Below are 18,509 nucleotides of genomic sequence, written 5' to 3'. Positions count from 1 at the left end.
TTATCTCTCGACGGTCAGCCCGCTGGGTACTTGATCGGGCACGCCCAGGCGCCCCTTCAAAGCCGTCTGGTCGGTCAAGGTCCCAAGAAAGGCTATCAGATCGGCGACCTGTTCCTCTGACAGATGCTGTGGAGGCAGAGCATTGGCGCTTGCAATGTCGTCCACCTCTCGGTCGATGGTCATCAATGCAAAATCCGTCTCGAACTGTTCCCCCGGCAGCGGCGCTAGCTCTGCCCTGTAGGAACGCAAGCTTTGGACCGGGTCCAAATGATGTCGGATCACCCCCTCTAACGAGGCATAGGCCCCCGAATGTCCATAAGGCGCGGTCTCCGCTACATTCCGCAAGGATGGTGTGCGAAAGGCGAAAGCATCCTCGGCTTTGCCAGTCACCCGCATCCGACCGACATCGCGGTTGTGCCGTTCGAACCGAGCCGCCTTGCCCGGACCGATCTGCGGCATGGCGATGGCATGGAACCCGTGATCCGTCTGAAACCGACCAGAGTGGCACGAAGCACAGCCTGCCTCGCCATAGAAGAGTGCCATCCCGCGCAGCTTGGCCGCATTCAACGTCTCTTCTCCACGCAGATACCGGTCAAACGGGCTGTCGTCAGCGCGCCATTCAAACGCAATGAAGGCCGCAATCATGTTCGATATGTCAGTGAACGCTATAGGTCTCTCTCCGATCACCAGATCAAAGCGCGCTCGGTAGTCTGGCAACGCCTCGACCCGTTTCGACAGAATATCCCAGGCCCCACCGGGACCGGTCAGAAACCCCTGCCGCACGGCCTGAGCCACGTCATTTTCGGAATAGTGCCCCGCCATCTCATCACCCGAGAGCACCGGAAACATCGTTTGCGCGCTTAAGACCGACGCAAACCCTTGCTCCATCTCGGTTCCCAGTGGCGTCCGAATGCCCGAGGGGCGGGTTTCGTCCAGTTCCAACCGGCCATCGTGAAAAAACGTCGTGAACTCAGCCGCACCCAGATTGAACAAAGCAGGCGAATTGCGGGGAATGCGCTGTTCGGGGCGATTTTCCGGATCAAACACCCGCTCTGGCCCAAGACCCCTGCCACCATCCCCAATCCCCAGCGGCACCCCGTCCGAGGTGGCAAAGCGCGGGTGGTGACACGTCGCGCAAGACACTGTGCGGCTGCCGCTGAGCACGGGGTCATAGAACAAGAGCTGACCCAATTCGACCTCGACCATGTTCACAGGCGGGAACTCAGGTTCAGCAATACTCAGATCCTGGGCTGCCGCAGAGGTGCCAAGGCTGAGAGCAAGCAAATAACGGATCATGTGGTGTCCTCGCGAATACTGACGCTCAGGCGCTGACAATAGGGTTCCTCGGGGGTGGCCAGAGACAAGGGGAACCCGGGCGTATTGACCGCATTGGGATAACCTTGCGGCTCCAGACACAGGGCCGAGCGCGGCTTGTGCGTCTGCCCTTTGAGGGGCTCGGCGACCTGAACAAGATGCTGCGCAGTGTAGAGTTGCAGGCAGGGCTGATCTGTCTCCATCACCATTTGCAGCCCGCTGCCGCGCGCCTCGATCCGCGTGCCATCAAGGATGAAATTCATGTCCAGCCCCGCACCATCCGGATCCGCCAGCGAAACAGGCTTAGTTGTCTTGAAATCAAACGAATGCCCCGCAATCGGGTCGCGCGCTGCTGTGGGGATCATGCGGTCGTCTGTCGGTGTGTAAACCTGCGCCGGGATGTGTACCGATGCGTCCCCAAGCGCGTAATAGGAATGCTGTGCCAGGTTGACCGGCGTAGGTCGGTTGCTGCGCGCCTCGATCTCGTAGGTCAGGCGATGCCCCTCTAGCGTGATTGTCACACACAGGTCCAACCGGCCCGGATAGCCACCCTCTCCATCCGCAGAGGTCAATCGCAACTGCACGGCCCGCGCGCCATCTGCCTCCAACGTCCAGTTCCGACTGTGCAGCCCATAGGCACCACCGTGCAGGTGGTGGGGCGGCTCGTTGGCGTCCAACGGGTATCGCACCCCATCCAATTCGAACACCGCGCCCGAGATACGGTTGGCCACACGACCGACGATCGCCCCCAGATAGCAGGGATTATACAGATAGGCGGCCGGGTCGCGATACCCCAACACTACGGGCATCCGCTTGCCCGCCATCGGCACCTGCCAATCCTGCGTGATGCAGCCAAGCGACAGAACCGCGACCGAAACCTCGCCATCGCTCAGGACATGGCGCCGGATCTGCTCCATTCAGACAAACCGATTGACGTAATTTTCCAGGATCTCTTGCCGACCGGACCGGGGTTGCGGATTGATCTTACCGCTCACCACATTGGCAAAAATGCTGTCGAAATCGCTGTTCAGCATCTCTTGGGCATCGTTGCTGTCCCAACCCGCATAGCGATCGCGCAGGGCCGCATCCAGGCCGCCGTCTTCGATCATCGCGGCGGCCGCCTTGAGGCCCCGCGCGCAGATGTCCATTGCACCCACATGCGCCGCGATCAGGTCCTTGGCATCCAGCGATTGCCGCCGGAGTTTGGCGTCAAAATTGGTGCCCCCTGTACCCAGCCCCCCTGCGCGCAGGATGTGATAATAGGTCAGCGCCACCTCTGGTACGTTGTTGGGGAATTGATCGGTATCCCAGCCCGATTGATAGTCGTTGCGGTTCATGTCGATGGATCCCAACATCCCCTCTGCCGCCGCCACGGCGACCTCGTGCTCGAAGGAATGGCCTGCCAAAATCGCGTGCCCCTGCTCCAGGTTCAGCTTCACCTCGCCCTCAAGCCCGTATTTCCGCAAGAACCCGATACAGGTGGCCGCGTCGAAATCATATTGGTGCTTCGATGGCTCCTGCGGCTTGGGTTCGACCAGGATGGTGCCCTTGAAGCCGATCTTGTGCTTGTAGTCGACCACCATGCTCAGGAACCGCCCCATGTGGTCCAGCTCGCGGGTCAGATCGGTGTTCAACAGCGTCTCATACCCCTCGCGTCCCCCCCAGAGGACATAGTTCTCGCCGCCCATCTTGTGGGTCGCATCCATGCAGGTCTTCACCGTCGCTGCGGAATAGGCAAAGACATCCGGGTCCGGGTTGGTCGAGGCGCCCGACATCCAGCGGCGGTGGCTGAACATGTTGGCCGTGCCCCACAGGAGCCTTGTCTTGCGGCTCTCCATCTTGCCAAGGAAATAGTCGATGATCTCTTCGAAATTGCGCAGAGATCCAGCGAAATCCGCACCTTCAGGCCGGATGTCTGCGTCGTGCCAGCAGAAATATGGCTGGCCAAGAATATCGAACATCTCGAACGCGGCGTCCGCTTTGATCTTGGCCCGGTCCATCTGATCCTGCGGGTGCCAAGGGCGTTCGAACGTCTGCGCGCCAAAGGGATCACCGCCCTCCCAAGCGAAGGAATGCCAATAGGCTACGGCAAAGCGCAGGTGATCCTCCATCCGTTTGCCCAGAACAACCTCGTTCGGGTTGTAATGGCGAAAGGCCAGCGCATTGGCCGTATCGGGACCTTGATAGGTGATCGGGGCGATGTCGGCGAAAAACTGTGTCATAGCATGGCTTTCAAAGCAGGATAAGAAGAGCGGAAGTCGGTATAAGCGTCGTCGAATGCGGACTTGAGGTTCGGGTTCGGGTCGATGGTCTCGGCGATATCGGGCTTGGCCATGATCCGCGCGGGATCTGCTCCGGTCACACCGCAGATTGCCAAGCGCGCCGCCCCCAGGGCCGCGCCGAATTCGCCCTGTGCGGGCAGCTGCAGCGGCAGTCCCAGGACCGTTGACAAAAGCTCGACCCAATAGCGCGAACCGGTGCCGCCACCGATGGCCAGCAGGGATGACAGATCGGCACCGGTGCCGCGCAGGGCCTCCAGGCTGTCGCGCAGGCCGAAACTGACGCCTTCGATCACGGCCTGTGTCAGCTCGGCCCGATCCGACGCGATGTCGAGCCCCACAAAGGCCCCGCGCACCGCGCTGTCATTGTGGGGCGTACGCTCTCCGGACAGATACGGAAGAAAACGTGCATTTGCTGGCGGGCGCAGATCGGTCAGCGCGCCGGTCAATACCGCCGGGGGCGTCCCGGTGATCTTTGCCAGCCAGTTCAGGCTGTCGGTTGCGGCCAGCATGACCCCCATCTGATACCAGCGGTTCGGAACCGCGTGGCAAAACGTATGCACCGCACTGCCCGGATCGGGGTGGAACCCATCCCGCGCTGCCAAAATCACGCCGGATGTGCCAAGCGAGACAAATCCATCCCCGTCGCGCAACGCGCCCACACCACAGGCAGCAGCGGCATTATCACCGCCCCCGGCCACCACCAGAACGCCGTTGGGCAGTCCCAAATCTTGCGCCACATCGGCACGCATGGGGCCAACAACTTCGGTCCCTTCGATCACGTCCGGCATCTGGTCACGGCGCATGTTGCCCGCGTCAAGCAGCCGATCCGACCATCCTCGATCCCCCACATCCAGCCAGCTTGTCCCGGCACTGTCGGACATGTCCGAAACTGCCCGACCGGTCAGCCAGAAGCTCAGGTAATCCTTTGGCAACAGCACCTTGGCCACTTGTGCAAAGATATCGGGTTCATGCGCGGCCATCCACATCAGCTTTGGCGCGGCGAACCCGGGAAAGACGATGTTGCCGGACAAGGCGCGCACGTCTGCCGCCCCATCCAACGCCGCAGCCTGTGCGTGGCTTCGGGTGTCATTCCACAGGATACAGGGGCGCAGCACAGAGCCCTTTGCGTCCAGCACGGTCGCGCCATGCATCTGGCCCGAGAGACCCAAACCACGCACGCGAGCCATCTGGGCCGGGGCCTTTGCATTCAACGCTTGCAAGGCTGAACGGCTGGCCGCGACCCAATCTGCGGGGTCTTGTTCACTCCAACCCGGATGCGGATGCGACACTTCCAGACCGCAATCGGCACTGGCCAAAGCCATGCCCCCATCATCAACCAAGAGGGCCCGAACCCCCGACGTTCCCAGATCCAATCCGATGAACATACGCCCTCCCCGCGCTGTTACCTCACTGTCCTCACATTTAATTCTAGTGTCAAATTAAAAAATCCCAAACCCGACCTGCCCCAGATTGACCACAGACCGGCCCAATTTTATGCCGCTTGTCGGGTTAATCCCTGCGCACGCCCGAAAAGCCGTCCATCTCGTGACAATTGGTGCTAAAACCGCATCAAGGATCAAAAGCCTCGGAGACCCAATTTGCGGATCACGTTTCTCAGCCCTCGCTCGAACCTGTCGGGCGGCCTGCGCGTGATCGCGATCCATGCGCAGATGTTGCAGGACCGGGGACACGAGGTAAGCATCGTGGTTCCGGCAAAACGGCAAGTCGGGGCCAAAACCCAGGCCAAGACCTGGGCGAAATCCCTGATCCGGGGGCGTCTGCCCGACCGTGAGCCCGATGAGGGTGGGCATTTCGACCAGATCACAGTGCCGATCGTCGAGGCCGGCCGCGATGATTTCCTGTTCACCCATGACGACATCCCCGACGGTGATGCCCTGATCGCCACCTGGTGGGAAACCGCGTTTTCCGCCGCAGCCATGCCTCCGTCCAAAGGGCGCCCCTACTACCTGATCCAGCACCACGAGGTGCATGATTTCCTGCCCTGGCAGATCTCGCGCAGCACTTACTACCTGCCCTTAAAGCACTTTGTTGTATCGAACTGGCTGGGCCAGGTCATGGCCTCGGAGTATGGTCAGAACGACGCGGTGCTGGTGCCCAACGGCGTGGACTTGAGCCATTTCAGCGCCCCCCCTCGCGACAAACAGGATCATCCAACTGTCGGGCTGCTCTACAGCACCAATGCGATCAAAGGCACCGGCACGCTGTTGCAAGCGATTGAACAGATACGTGCGGCTCTGCCCGATCTGCGCGTGCGTGCCTTTGGTGCCGAGCCGATGTCGGACGACCTGCCCTTGCCGCCCGGATCAGACTACCTCTGCCGTCCCGAACAGGCGCAAATCCCCGCGCTTTATGCGGGTTGCGATCTGTTTCTCTGCGGCAGCACGTCCGAGGGGTATTTCCTACCCTTGCTCGAGGCGATGGCCTGTGGCTGTCCACTCGTGTCAACGGACGTGGGTGCGGCGCAGGATCTGATCACCCCCGGCGTGAACGGGGCCATTGTCGATGTGGGCGATGCAGCGGCAATTGCGGATCACGCTTTGCGCATCCTCAAAGCACCGAACGCCGACTGGCAAGCGATGTCGCAAGTCAGCCGCGACGTGGCTGCTGCCCACACCTGGGCGCACGCCTGCGACCGGCTCGAGACCGCTTTGCGGGAGGCGTCATGACCCCCGTCGCTCTGGTCCTGATCGGTCGCAACGAAGGCGATCGGCTCAAACGCGCGCTGGACGCGGCACAGGGGCAGGCATCCCGGATCGTCTATGTGGATTCCGGCTCGACCGACGACAGCGTCGCCGCGGCTCATAAAGCCGGGGCCGAAGTGGTCGAATTGGACATGTCCGTCCCCTTCAGCGCAGCCCGCGCCCGCAACGCGGGCTTTGCGCGGCTGGAACAGGGCGACCCGCCAGACCTGGTACAGTTCATCGACGGCGACTGTGCCTTGGTCCCCGGCTGGATCGCTGCCGCCCAAGCCCATATCGAGACCGATTCAAAGCTGGCCGTGGTCACAGGGTGGCGGTCCGAGGTTCACCGGGACGCCAGCGTATACAACCAGATGTGCGACCACGAATGGCACCGCCCTGCCGGTCCGATCATCGCCTGCGGCGGTGACATGCTGGTGCGGGCCGAAGCGTTCCGGCAAGTCGGCGGGTTTTCGAACCATGTGATCGCAGCCGAAGACGACGATTTTTGCCTACGCTTGGGGTTGGCAGGCTGGCGGCTGGAACGGCTGCCGCTTGAGATGACGCGCCATGACGCAGCCATGACCCGCTTTGGTCAGTGGTGGCAACGAGCCGTACGGGCCGGCCACGGGTTTGCTCAAGTAAACGGGCTGCACCCTGGCCATTTCCGCAGCGAAATTAGACGTGTCCTGCTTTTTGGGCTTATCCTACCGCTTCTGGCCATTGTCGGCGCCGCGTTTTCACCATGGGTGCTGCTGATGGTTCTGGGTCTTTACGCTGCCTCTTACCTGAGAACGGTTGCCGGGTTGCGAGCCGAAAACCTGCCTCCCCCTCAGGCGCGCGTCCACGCGCTGTTCCTGACCCTGTCGAAATTCCCTAACCTGCTGGGAATGGCCAAGTATCAACTGAACCGGGTACGGAACCGGACGCCCGAAATCATCGAATATCAGTGAGCCATCAAGATGACCCAATCCCCCATCCGTATCGGCCTGATTGGCGCTGGATACATCGCCAGCTGGCACGCTGACGCGATCAAAGCCACGCCAGATATCGAACTGAGCGCAATCTGTGACCGCGCAGCAAATGCAGCCCACGGGCTGGCCGACGCCTATGGGGTTCGGGGTTTTGCCTCGGTCGAGGATCTGATCGCCGCCGAGGTCTGCGATGCGGTTCACATCCTGACGCCCCCCGACAGCCACCGCGATCTGGCGATCCAATGTCTGAACGCAGGGCTGCATGTGCTGGTGGAAAAACCCGTGGCCCTGTCCGCCCAGGACACGCAGGCCATCGAAGAGGCCGCGCAACAGGCCGACAGACGCTTTCACGCAGGCCACAACTTTTTGGGTCTGCCGTCCTATGAACGGCTCAAGGCGATGGCGCATGCAGGCAAACTGGGACGGATTTCTTCGGCCGAAGTGCGTTGGTGCTTTCCGTTGTCGCCCCTGCGGTCAGGTCCCTTTGGCCTGTGGCTGATGCGCAAGCCCGAGAACCTGCTGCTAGAGATCGGGCCGCATCTGTTTGCGATCGTTCAGGATCTGTTTGGCCAAGCTGAAGTTCGCGATTTGGGTCTTTCTCACCCGATTGCCATCCCCGGCAGCGGCACGCGCCCGCAGACCTGGCACATGCGCGCCAACGTGAGGGATGTCGAACTGAGTCTGATGATCTCTCTGGTCGAGACCAGCGATGACCGCTCAGTGACTTTGCGCGGTTCCACCGGACGGGCGCGGCTCGATCTGGCGGCGGACACGTTGATCGTGGATACCGAGAATACGGCTGATCTGGTGGCCAATCCGCTCTGGCGGCAACTTTCGGTGAGTGGCCAGCACCTGAAAGCGGGATGTGTGAACGCGGCTCGGCAGTTGACCTCGTTCAATGCCAAATCGCCTTACGGGCTGAGCTTTCGGGGCATGATGGATGGAGTCTATGGCCCGCTGACGCGCAACGCCCCAGCGGACACGCGGTTTTCGGGCGCCTCGGCAATCAAGGTGATGGGCGCCCTGGATCAGGCGCTGTCTCTGATGTCCTCGGAGCAGCGAGACCTGCCTGCTCCGCCACAAGCCAATCGCGCCCCCGAACCCACCGTCATGGTGATCGGCGGCACCGGCTTCATCGGGCGCGCCCTGACTCGGCACCTGGTCGCCATGGGCAAGGACGTTCGCGTGATCAGCCGGGGCACCTCTGGTCCCTTTGCCGATCTACCAGATCAGGTGGAAACCGTTGGGTTGTCGCTGTCCGATACCCAAGGCCTGACGCAAGCAATGGAGGGGATCGAAACGGTCTACAACCTGGCCCGCTCTGTCGATACCTCGTGGGAGGATTGTCTGAAACACGACGTCGCTGTGGCCGAAGGGATCGGCCAGGCTGCGTTGGATGCAGGCGTCAAACGGCTGATCTACACTGGTACGATTGCGTCTTATGACATGTCCGACCCGCAGATTCGGATCACCGAGGACACTGGCTTTGCCCAGGATATGAGCGACCGCAATCTCTATGCCCGGTCCAAGGCCGAGTGCGAACGACGGCTGTTGGCGATGCATCGCACCAAGAGCCTGCCGCTGGTGATCGCGCGGCCCGGCATCGTGGTGGGCCACGGCGGTCCGTTGCAGCATTGGGGCATTGGCCGATGGCACGGGGCGGGAGCCGTCAAGCTTTGGGGTAACGGGCGCAACACGCTGCCTTTCGTGTTGATAGACGACACGGTCGAGGCGCTTGCGCGTATGGCCGAAACGCCGGACATCGAGGGCGAAAGCTTCAACATCGTCGGCGCACCGATGATGACAGGGCGCGATTACTTTGACGCGATCGAAGATGCCATGGGCGCGCGCTTGCGCGTGGGCTTTGGTAACCTATCAGTCATGTTTGCCGCCGATTACATCAAGCACCAGTTGAAGCATCACGTTCTGCGACGCCACGGGTTGACCCGCCCCTCGCTGGCAGATTGGAAATCCCGCGCGCATTACAGCCCCTTTGACAACGCCAAAGCCTGTCGCGTGCTGGGATGGCACCCCGAGAGCAACCGCGCCGAGTTCATCCGCAAGGCCATCACCCAGGCCAAGCTGTTCGGGTTCTAGCCGCTTTTGCGCAGCTTGCGGGCCTGACGCGCCTGCCCCGGCAGAATGGCCAGGCACCGCGCGTATCTTGGGATCAGCCGCGCCGGGTTGGACAGAGCGCGCCAGACCCATTCCAAGGCCAAGCTCCGCACCCACTGCGGTGCCCGCGTCTGATGCCCGCCCAAAAAATCCAGCCCCGCCCCGACCGAGGCAAACCCTACCCGCGGTGCCAAGTTGCGCCCGCGCAAGGCAAGCGTTTCCTGTTTGGGGGCGCCAAGGGCCAGAAAACAGAACTGCACGCCTGCCTCATCCAGCTCTTGCAAGATTGCTATGGCATCGTCGCTCTCTGGGTCAAACCCCAATCGCGGCGAGCGACACAGGGTGATCTGCAATCCCGGCACCTCAGCCTCGAGCACGCGTTTGGCATCGGACAGGGCCTGATCCGTGCTGCCCACCAATGCGACCTTCACACCGCATTTCGCCGCCAGCCCAGCCAGCGGGCGCACCATGTCCGACCCTGGCAAAAGCTGCACGGGACGCCCGGCAAGCCGCGACAACCACACAATCGGGCGGCCGTCTGCCACGATGAAATCCTGCGCCGCATAGACACGTGCGAACGTGGCATCCTCGCCCAATTTCACTAAGTGATCCAGATTGATCGTCGCCAGCGAAAACCCCTGACCCACCTGAAACCGCTTGGTCACGGCGGTGAACAGGCTGTCTTGGTCGGGACAATTCACGTGAATGACCTGATCTGAAAAGGTGAACTGCACCTGGATGCTCCTGTCCTTTTGGCAAATGCTTAGCGAGACCGGGGACAGAGCACCAGTTCCGACACCCGCAATTCCTGTTTCACTTCAAAACCGTGCCATTGTCGCCATCACCTTGCCCAAATCCCCCGCTATCCGCGACAGGACTGGCCCAGGCTGCTATGCTGTCTGAAGGCCAACGAAAAAACGGTAAACAAACCAAATGCCCAATGCGTTCGCATATCTGATGCTGATGACATGGCCGCTTGTCTGCGTGGCCCTGTTTCGGCGTTTGCCCATCGAACGAGCGATCATCTGGAGCATTCTGGGCGGTTACCTGATCCTACCCCCGGTGGCCGAGTTCGATTTGCCGCTGATCCCATCAATGAACAAGGATTCCATCGCCGCCGTCAGTGCCACGTTGGGCTGTGTTTTCGTTGCGCGCAAACGGGTGTCGTTCTGGCCAAAATCCTGGTCCATGCAGATGTTGCTGGCAACTTTCATGCTGGTGGTGATCCCCACGGTACTGACCAACCGCGAGCCGATGATCTTTGAGGTGCTGGCAGGCAGCGAACCGATCCGGTTCATCACGAATTACCTGCCTGGCATGGGCGTGCGCGACCTGCTGTCGGTGACGATCAACCAGGTCATCGTGCTGCTGCCGTTCTTTCTGGCGATGACATATCTATCGTCAGACACCGGCCTGCGCGAGATCATTCTGGCCCTTGCCGTGGCGGGGTTGGTCTATTCTGTGCCTGCTCTGCTTGAGACGATCATCAGCCCGATCATCAACATCTACGTCTACGGCTTCTTTCAGCATGATTTCCGCCAGATGATCCGCGAAGGCGGGTTCCGCCCGATCATGTTTCTGCCTCACGGGCTGTGGTTGGCGTTTTTCTTTGTCTCGGCCTTGCTTTCCGCGGCGGCTCTGGCCCGCGCCTCAAAAGACGAGGCGCGGCTTTATTGGGGCGGGGCGACGCTTTATCTGCTGTTTGTCCTGAATGCCTGCAAAAGTCTGGCCTCTCTCAGCTATGGTCTGGTGCTGACGCCGGTGATGCTGTTCTTTGGCGTGCGGACCAAGATCCTGCTGGCTTTGGTTTTAGCCTCGATCGCGATCACCTATCCTATGCTGCGCAACTTTGGCGTCATCCCACTGGATGCCATCGTAGCTCAGGCCGAAGACGTCAGCGCAGCACGCGCACAATCGCTGCAATATCGCTTTGACAACGAAGAGCAGATGCTGGATCGCGCCCACGAAAAACCGTGGTTCGGATGGGGCGGTTGGGGCCGCAATCTGGTGCGTCACACTGAGACGGCCGAAATCCTGACCGTTCCCGATGGCAGCTGGATCATCGTCTTCGGGACCTTTGGTTGGGTGGGATACATCGCGCAGATGGGCCTGCTTGCAGGGCCGATCCTTCTGCTGTTCGTGTACACCAGACGCATTCCAACGGCCGAGTTTTCGCCCTTTGTGGCACCAATTGCGATAATATTGGCCGCAACCATGATGGACATGCTCTTGAATGCCACCCTAACGCCTTTTACGTGGCTGTGTGCAGGGGCGGTTCTGGGCTATGCTGAGCGATTGCGGTTTCCGGCTGAAACGCCTGAGGATAAACTATTTTTCGACAAGGGTCCGGTTATCGGGCGACCGGTCAATGCCTCGGAAAAGCGCAGTTTGTTGTGACCGGATTTTCCCCTGTCTGAAGGTCTTTATTGATCACATATTGTTCGCAATATCGCCACAATATTCACTGATCAAAGGAATTGTTCTGCTGCCATGAGGGGATACCCGACACCATTGAAACGCTTTGTGACACGTTATCAGTGCGTTAGGCTTCTGGCAGGAGGATAGATAAAATTGAATGCTTTCGGCCTGCACACGCTTTGGTTAGTTTGATCCAAGGGTGAGCGGGCTGATGTGAACGAACTTGGGATCGTTTTGTCAGGCTATGGTAACAGGTACAGATAAGTTTTCCGGCGATATCGCCATTGTAGGCATGTCTTTGTGCGTGCCCGGAGCTGCCTCAACCTCTGAGTTTTGGCGCAATCTGCGCGATGGCGTGGAATCCATTCAACCCCTAAGCGAAGAGGCCCTGCTGGCCGCTGGCGAAGATCCCGCGCTTTTGGCCGACCCCAATTATGTGCCCTCGGCCGCCCTGCTCGAGAGGTTCGCCGATTTTGACGCCGAATTCTTTGGCTTCAGCCCAAAAGAGGCCGCGATCCTTGATCCTCAGCACCGCAAGTTCCTTGAAGTTGCCTGGGAAGCGATGGAGGATGCTGGTCATCCGCCCGAAAGCATCCCCGGAGCGATCGGTGTTTATGCGGGCTGCGGCATGGGCAGCTATTTCTATTTCAACATCTGCTCGAACCCCGGCCTGGTGGATGAAACGGGCATGTTCCTGTTGCGCCATACCGGTAACGACAAGGATTTCCTGTCGACCCGAGTCAGCCATGTCTTCGACCTCAAAGGGCCGTCGATCAACATCCAGACCGCCTGTTCCACCTCGCTCGTGGCCATCCACTATGGCTGCAAGGCGCTGCGTGATGGCGAGGTTGACATGGCGCTTGCCGGTGGCGTGACCATCGAACTGCCGCAGGGGCGCGGGTATCTGTACAAGGAAAACGAAATCTTGTCGCCGGGTGGGCATTGCCATGCCTTCGACCACCGGGCGCAGGGAACAGTATTTGGCTCGGGTTCGGGCGCTGTGGCGCTGCGACGACTTGAGGATGCAGTGGCCGACGGCGATCATATCTGGGCGGTGATCAAGGGCTCGGCGGTCAACAATGACGGTGCGGCCAAGGCGGGCTATCTGGCCCCAAGCGTCGACGGACAGGCCGCGGCGGTACAGGCGGCATTGAAGGACGCAAAGGTCACGCCAGACACCATCGACTATGTCGAATGCCACGGCACCGGCACCTATCTGGGCGATCCCATCGAAATCTCGGCCCTGACCGAGGCATACCGGACGCAGACCGACGACATCGGGTACTGCCGCGTCGGATCCGTCAAAACCAACATCGGCCATTTGGATACGGCGGCCGGCATCGCAGGTCTGGCCAAAGCCACACTGGGGCTGCATCACGAACAGATCCCGCCTTCGCTGGGGTATGAGGCACCAAACCCCGCGATCGACTTTGAAACCTCCCCCTTCAAGGTGAACGACGCTTTGCGCGACTGGACCTCGCACAGGGGCCCCCGCCGCGCAGCGGTGAACGCCCTTGGCGTGGGCGGCACCAATGCGCACACAATCCTGGAACAGGCCCCCGACCGGGGCGCATCCGAGGAAAGTGATTTTCCCTTCCACGTGCTCTGTCTCTCGGCCCGCTCCCGCGCGGCGCTGGATGCCAACGCGCAGCAATTGGCCGAGCACCTGCGCGCCAATCCAGACCTGGATCTGGCGGATGTGGCCTTTACCCTGAAAGAGGGCCGCCGCGCGTTTGAGAAACGCCGCGTGCTGGTTGCCGAAACGCCCGAGCATGCCGCGGAGATGCTGGCAAACAATGACCCTCAGCAGGTGTTCACCCATGACGCCCTGCCTGGCACGCCCGACACGGTGTTCATGTTCCCCGGCGGCGGCGCGCAATATGCGGGGATGGCGCGTGACCTTTATGAGACAGAGCCGGTCTTTGCCGACTGGATGGATCGCGGGCTGGAGCATCTGCAAAAGCAGCTCGACTATGACATCCGCGCCATCTGGCTGCCCGAAGGCGATACCGCCGAGGCTGACGCCAAGCTGACCCGACCCTCGGTTCAGCTGCCCCTGATCATGATCGTCGAATATGCTCTGGCTCAGCTCTGGGTCGACTGGGGCGTGAAACCCGCCGCTTTGGTGGGTCATTCCATGGGCGAAAATACCGCTGCCTGCCTGGCGGGCGTCATCTCGTTCGAGGATTGCATCGACCTGATCCTGCTGCGGGGGCGTCTGTTCGATACGGTGCCTGCCGGCGGCATGCTGTCGATCTCGCTTCCTTTGACCAAGGTCGAGGCGCTGATTGGCGACGATCTGGACATCGCCTCGGTCAACGCCCCGCGCCTGACCGCTGTGAGCGGCCCGCAAGAGGCCCTGGATCAGTTGGCCGAGACCTTGGTAGCACAAGATGTTGACCATCAGCGCATCGCCATCGACATCGCAGCACATTCGCGGATGCTGGAGCCGATTTTGGCCGATTATCGTGCATTTTTGCAAAGCATCGTGCTCAACCCGCCACAGATGCAAGTGCTGTCAAACCGCACCGGACAGGTTCTGACCGCCGAGCAGGCCACCGATCCCGACTATTGGGTCGGGCAGCTGCGCAACACCGTGCATTTCGCCGATTGCATCGACACGCTGGCCGACACACCTGCGCGGGTGTTCCTTGAGGTCGGCCCCGGCAAAGCGCTGAGCTCGCTGGCGCAGATGGCAGATGCCGTGTCCCCGGGACAGGTGCTCAGCTCATTGCGTCACCCGGATCAGAACACCGCCGATGACGCCTATTTCCTGCAAGTGATCGGGCGGCTTTGGGCCTGCGGGGTCAATGCCGATTGGGCCCAGATTTGGGGCGAAGCCAAGCGCCACCGCCTGCCGCTGCCCACCTATGCGTTCCAGCGCAGCCGGTATTTCATCGAACCCGGCACGCAAACCGCGCGCGCCACCGTTCCGGCCCTGAAACGCGCAGAGGACCTGAACGATTGGGGCTGGCGTCCCGCATGGCGACCGCGTCTGGCAGAATGCGATGTGGACGTCGAAACCGAGCTGGACGAGACCACCCCGCTCAACTGGCTGATTTTTGAGGACGATGCAGGCGTCGCGGCACCAGCCATTGAACGCCTTACGTCTGCCGGTCATTCCGTCACGCGGGTGCGCGCGGGCGACACCTATGCCAAACTAGGCGAAGATCTGTATCAGGTCCCACCGGAACAGGGGCGGCACGGGTATGACAGCCTGCTGCATCACCTGACCGAGGCAGACCGTCTGCCCGATCGGATCGGTCACTTCTGGTTGGTGACACGCACGGAAACCTTCCGCCCTGGTCACAGCTTTTACGACCGTAACATGGAACAGGGTTTTCTGAGCCTGACCTCATTGGCGCAGGCGCTGACCAGCGTCGAACTGCCAGATACCCTGCACATCGCCGTCTTCACCACCGGTGCCGCGCAGGTGCGCGGCGAGGCGCTCCCCTATCCGGAAAAAGCCACCATCGCAGGCCCCGCCGGGGTCCTTCCCCACGAAATGCCCGGTGTCACCTGTGCCACCATCGACATCGACCTGCCCGAGGTTGAGGCGGCAGGCTTTTGGTCTCGCGGACGCAAACCGTCGCCTTTGGGCGATGATGGGCTGACCAATCGAATCCTCGAAGAACTGCTGTCAGAACCCGGCAACACCGTCGCCGCCTTGCGGGGCAACCAACGGTTCGGGCAGAGTTACAAGCGTTTGCCGTTGGATGCGCCCGAGCGGCCAGTGTTCACTGATGGCGGCACCTATCTGATCACTGGTGGGTTTGGCGGCATTGGCCTGACGCTGGCGGCGGATCTGATGCGCAACAATGGCGCCAATGTGGTGCTGCTTTCGCGCGATGCTCTGCCCGCGACAGAGGAGTGGGACAACTACCTGCGCAGCCACAGCCCCAACGACCGCATCGCGCGCCGCATTGCCGCGTTGCGACAGTTGCAAGGGATCAAGACGGGCCAGGTTATGGCCGTGGCCGCGGACGTCTGCAACATCGACCAAATGCGCGCCGCCGCGCACCAAGCCGAAGAACGATTTGGCGCGCTGAACGGTGTGATCCATGCAGCAGGCCATATCGCTGACAGTCTGATCGCGACCAAGAGCGAAGCGGAAATCCAGCAAGTGCTGGCCCCCAAGGTCAACGGGTTACAGGTTCTGAACACCCTGTTCCCCGATGGCATGCTGGAACTGATGGTGCTCTTTGCCTCATCCTCGACCGCCACCCGTCCTGCGGGTCAGGTGGATTATGTGGCCGCCAACGAATACCTCAACGCTTGGGCGCGCTCGCGACGTAATGCGGCGACCCGCGTGGTTGCGGTGAACTGGGGCGTTTGGGCCGATGTGGGCATGGCCGCCGATGCCATGTCAGCTCGCACCGGGGGAGCTCAACCGACCGAACGCGAGGTCATCGAACTGCCCTTGCTGGACGAGATGGGATTTGATGCCGACGGCAACCGCATCTTTGTGTCGGCGTTCTCTCTTGATGAACATTGGGTTCTGGATGAACACCGCACCCGCGATGGCACCGCGCTGATGCCCGGCACGGGCTATATCGAACTGGCGGCCCAAGCGCTCAAGGCACACGGGATCACCGTCCCGTATGAGGTCCGCGACCTGTTCTTTTTCCGTCCGCTGGAGGTCAAGCCGGGTCAGCCGCGCGAAACTCTTGTCAGGCTGGAGCAGAAGGCCGACACCATCGCCTTCACCGTGCACAGTTCAACGGGTGATGGCTATGTGTTGAATGCACAAGCCACCTTGACCCTGTTGCCCGAGATTGCACCAGAGCCGGTCGTTTTGTCCCAGATCGCCGCCCGCTGCCCCAAAACCGAGACCGCGCCGGCCGAGGGCCGCTTGCGGTCTCCCCAAGAGCGGCACCTGAACTTTGGTCCCCGCTGGCATGTCGTGCGCAGCACCGCCTTTGGCGATGGCGAAGGCGTCGCCCGCCTTGTGTTGCCGGACGTCTTTGGTAGTGATTTGGTACAGGGGTATCAGCTGCACCCGGGCTTGATGGATCTGGCTACGGGATGGGCCATCTCTCTTGTGGATGGCTATGACAACGACGCGCTATGGGTGCCCGTGTCCTATCGCAGCCTGCGCGTCCATGCCGCGCTGCCCGCGGATCTGCGCAGCTGGGTGCGCCTGTCACCCGAGGTCACGCCCATTGGCGGATTTGCCTCTTTCAACGTCACATTATTTGACGCGCAGGGCGCGGTCTGTGTCGAAATCGAAGGCTTTCAGATGAAACGCCTGACCGAAGCTCTGAACCTTGAGGCACCGGAAACCGTTGACGCCACTGCGGCCTATCTGGGTCTGATCGCGCGTGGGATGGACACGCCGCTTTCACCAGAAGAACAGCGCCTGCATCGACAGATTGCCCAGGGAATTCGCGCCGAAGAAGGCCCCGAAGCTCTGCGCCGGGCCATTGCGGCCGGGTGTCCGCAGGTGGTGCTCAGCTCGCTGGATCTGCAAGGGTTGATCCAGCAGGCCGACGCCGTGTCCGAAAGCCCGACGGACGAGGGGCAGAGCTTTGAGCGGCCCAACCTCGACACCGAATATGTTGCCCCTGAGACCGAGATTGAAAAGACGCTTGCAGGCTTCTTTGAAACGCTTCTGGGGGTCAGCCAGGTCGGCACACAGGACAGCTTCTTTGATTTGGGCGGTCACTCGTTGATCGCGGTGCGCCTCTTTGCGCAGATCAACCGCACCTATCAGGTAGAGTTCCCCATCTCGGTCTTGTTTGAGGCCCCAAGCGTCGCCCGGATCGCCGAGCGAATTGCCGCGCGCGTGGGCGATGTAAGCACACCGGGCGAGGGAAGCACGACAAGCGATCAGCCCAATTTCAAACATCTGGTTCCCCTTCATCAGGGTGAACAGACCACTGCGACGCCCTTCTTCCTGGTGGCCGGCATGGGCGGCAATGTGCTGAACCTGCGTCACTTGGCCTTGATGCTGGGGCGTGATCGTCCGGTCTTTGGCCTTCAGGCGCGCGGATTGATCGGCGACGAAGACCCGCACCACGATCTTGTCGACGCGGCCCGCGCCTATGTCGAAGAACTGCGGCAAGTGCAGCCACATGGCCCCTATATGTTAAGCGGTTTCTCGGGCGGCGGCATCACCGCCTATGAGATGGCGCAACAACTCAAAGCGGCAGGCGAAGAGGTATCGGTTCTGGCACTTCTGGACTCGCCACTTCCCGTGCGCCCGTCGCTGAGCCGTCCCGACAAGGCGCTGATCAAGCTCCATGAATTCAAGCGCAAGGGCCCCGGCTATTTCAGCGAATGGGCCCGAAACCGGTGGGAGTGGGAACTGCGCAAGCGCAATGCACCGCGCCCCGAAGAAAACGTCGCCACAGCGTTCAACAACGTGAAGGTCGAACTGGCTTTTCGCGCAGCCATCGAGATTTATCAAGTCAAACCCTGGGATGGCCCGCTAACCTTGTTCCGCCCGCCACTGGACAAGCATTGGAAGGTCAGCGGAGGGAAATGGGTGAGCTCTGAACGGGAATACGTGTTTGCCGACAACGACTGGGGCAAATGGGCGCCCAAGATCGAGGTTGTCGAGGTTACAGGTGATCACGACAGCATGGTGCTGGTGCCCAATGTCTCGGTCCTGGCCGAGAAACTGCGCAGCTATCTGGATCAGGCCGATGCCCGCCATTCAGGCAAGGACGGCGCCTGGTCAAACGCGACGGCGGCCGAGTAACCCA

Annotated in this window: 10 protein-coding genes; 5 read left to right on the top strand and 5 right to left on the bottom strand. The window is 61.1% G+C overall.

Features of this window, described 5'->3' with window-relative positions; all coding sequences use genetic code 11:
• From TRL7639_RS13905 to xylB, 4 genes are read right to left on the bottom strand one after another with little or no spacing between them, the layout of a single operon-like run.
• On the bottom strand, nucleotides 1-1,296 hold the full coding sequence (locus tag TRL7639_RS13905; protein ID WP_085796477.1) for a cytochrome-c peroxidase: 1,296 nt from the start codon (nucleotides 1,294-1,296) through the stop codon (nucleotides 1-3).
• Complete coding sequence (locus TRL7639_RS13900; protein ID WP_085796476.1) at nucleotides 1,293-2,231, bottom strand: aldose epimerase family protein; 939 nt, start codon at nucleotides 2,229-2,231, stop codon at nucleotides 1,293-1,295. The genes TRL7639_RS13905 and TRL7639_RS13900 overlap by 4 nt, the downstream gene beginning before the upstream one ends.
• Nucleotides 2,232-3,536: a xylose isomerase gene (gene xylA / locus TRL7639_RS13895; RefSeq protein ID WP_085796475.1), complete on the bottom strand. Its 1,305-nt coding sequence runs from the start codon at nucleotides 3,534-3,536 to the stop codon at nucleotides 2,232-2,234.
• Entirely contained in the window at nucleotides 3,533-4,981 is a 1,449-nt protein-coding gene (gene xylB / locus TRL7639_RS13890; protein ID WP_085796474.1) for a xylulokinase, read from the bottom strand. The genes xylA and xylB overlap by 4 nt, the downstream gene beginning before the upstream one ends.
• Before the next feature lie 213 nt (nucleotides 4,982-5,194).
• Between xylB and TRL7639_RS13885 the strand changes: the two genes are divergently transcribed.
• The 3 genes from TRL7639_RS13885 to TRL7639_RS13875 are packed head-to-tail and all read left to right on the top strand — an operon-like array spanning nucleotide 5,195 to nucleotide 9,366.
• On the top strand, nucleotides 5,195-6,283 hold the full coding sequence (locus tag TRL7639_RS13885) for a glycosyltransferase family 4 protein (protein WP_085796473.1): 1,089 nt from the start codon (nucleotides 5,195-5,197) through the stop codon (nucleotides 6,281-6,283).
• Nucleotides 6,280-7,248 carry a glycosyltransferase family 2 protein gene (locus tag TRL7639_RS13880; protein WP_085796472.1) on the top strand — a complete coding sequence of 323 codons (969 nt, stop codon included), beginning with the start codon at nucleotides 6,280-6,282 and terminating at the stop codon, nucleotides 7,246-7,248. The genes TRL7639_RS13885 and TRL7639_RS13880 overlap by 4 nt, the downstream gene beginning before the upstream one ends.
• Nucleotides 7,249-7,257: 9 nt before the next feature.
• Entirely contained in the window at nucleotides 7,258-9,366 is a 2,109-nt protein-coding gene (locus TRL7639_RS13875; protein WP_085796471.1) for an NAD-dependent epimerase/dehydratase family protein, read from the top strand.
• On the opposite strand, the gene TRL7639_RS13870 is transcribed toward TRL7639_RS13875, so the two are convergent.
• Nucleotides 9,363-10,118 (bottom strand): WecB/TagA/CpsF family glycosyltransferase, encoded by a 756-nt coding sequence (locus tag TRL7639_RS13870; protein ID WP_085796470.1) that lies wholly within the window; start codon nucleotides 10,116-10,118, stop codon nucleotides 9,363-9,365. The two genes, TRL7639_RS13875 and TRL7639_RS13870, sit on opposite strands and share 4 nt — an antisense overlap.
• 199 nt (nucleotides 10,119-10,317) lie before the next feature.
• Here TRL7639_RS13870 and TRL7639_RS13865 point away from each other — a divergent pair, with 199 nt between their 5' ends.
• Together TRL7639_RS13865 and TRL7639_RS13860 are read left to right on the top strand one after the other, a co-directional pair.
• Nucleotides 10,318-11,781: a hypothetical protein gene (locus TRL7639_RS13865; RefSeq protein ID WP_085796469.1), complete on the top strand. Its 1,464-nt coding sequence runs from the start codon at nucleotides 10,318-10,320 to the stop codon at nucleotides 11,779-11,781.
• 265 nt (nucleotides 11,782-12,046) lie between these two features.
• The gene (locus TRL7639_RS13860) at nucleotides 12,047-18,505 is read left to right on the top strand and encodes a type I polyketide synthase (protein WP_085796468.1); all 6,459 of its coding nucleotides are present in this window, start codon (nucleotides 12,047-12,049) and stop codon (nucleotides 18,503-18,505) included.
• Nucleotides 18,506-18,509: the final 4 nt, after the last annotated feature.

It is taken from the genome of Falsiruegeria litorea R37 (genome assembly GCF_900172225.1).
GTDB classification, from domain to species: Bacteria; Pseudomonadota; Alphaproteobacteria; order Rhodobacterales; family Rhodobacteraceae; genus Falsiruegeria; species Falsiruegeria litorea.
The sequence above is the reverse complement of the archived record's forward strand: the minus strand, read 5'-3'. Positions and strand labels throughout refer to the sequence as shown.

Bases quoted from the DNA above. Each gene is read 5' to 3' on its own strand.
- TRL7639_RS13905 (WP_085796477.1), bottom strand. From the start codon at position 1,296: ATGATCCGTTATTTGCTTGCTCTCAGCCTTGGCACCTCTGCGGCAGCC.
- TRL7639_RS13900 (WP_085796476.1), bottom strand. From the start codon at position 2,231: ATGGAGCAGATCCGGCGCCATGTCCTGAGCGATGGCGAGGTTTCGGTC.
- xylA (WP_085796475.1), bottom strand. From the start codon at position 3,536: ATGACACAGTTTTTCGCCGACATCGCCCCGATCACCTATCAAGGTCCC.
- xylB (WP_085796474.1), bottom strand. From the start codon at position 4,981: ATGTTCATCGGATTGGATCTGGGAACGTCGGGGGTTCGGGCCCTCTTG.
- TRL7639_RS13880 (WP_085796472.1), top strand. From the start codon at position 6,280: ATGACCCCCGTCGCTCTGGTCCTGATCGGTCGCAACGAAGGCGATCGG.
- TRL7639_RS13875 (WP_085796471.1), top strand. From the start codon at position 7,258: ATGACCCAATCCCCCATCCGTATCGGCCTGATTGGCGCTGGATACATC.
- TRL7639_RS13865 (WP_085796469.1), top strand. From the start codon at position 10,318: ATGCCCAATGCGTTCGCATATCTGATGCTGATGACATGGCCGCTTGTC.
- TRL7639_RS13860 (WP_085796468.1), top strand. From the start codon at position 12,047: ATGGTAACAGGTACAGATAAGTTTTCCGGCGATATCGCCATTGTAGGC.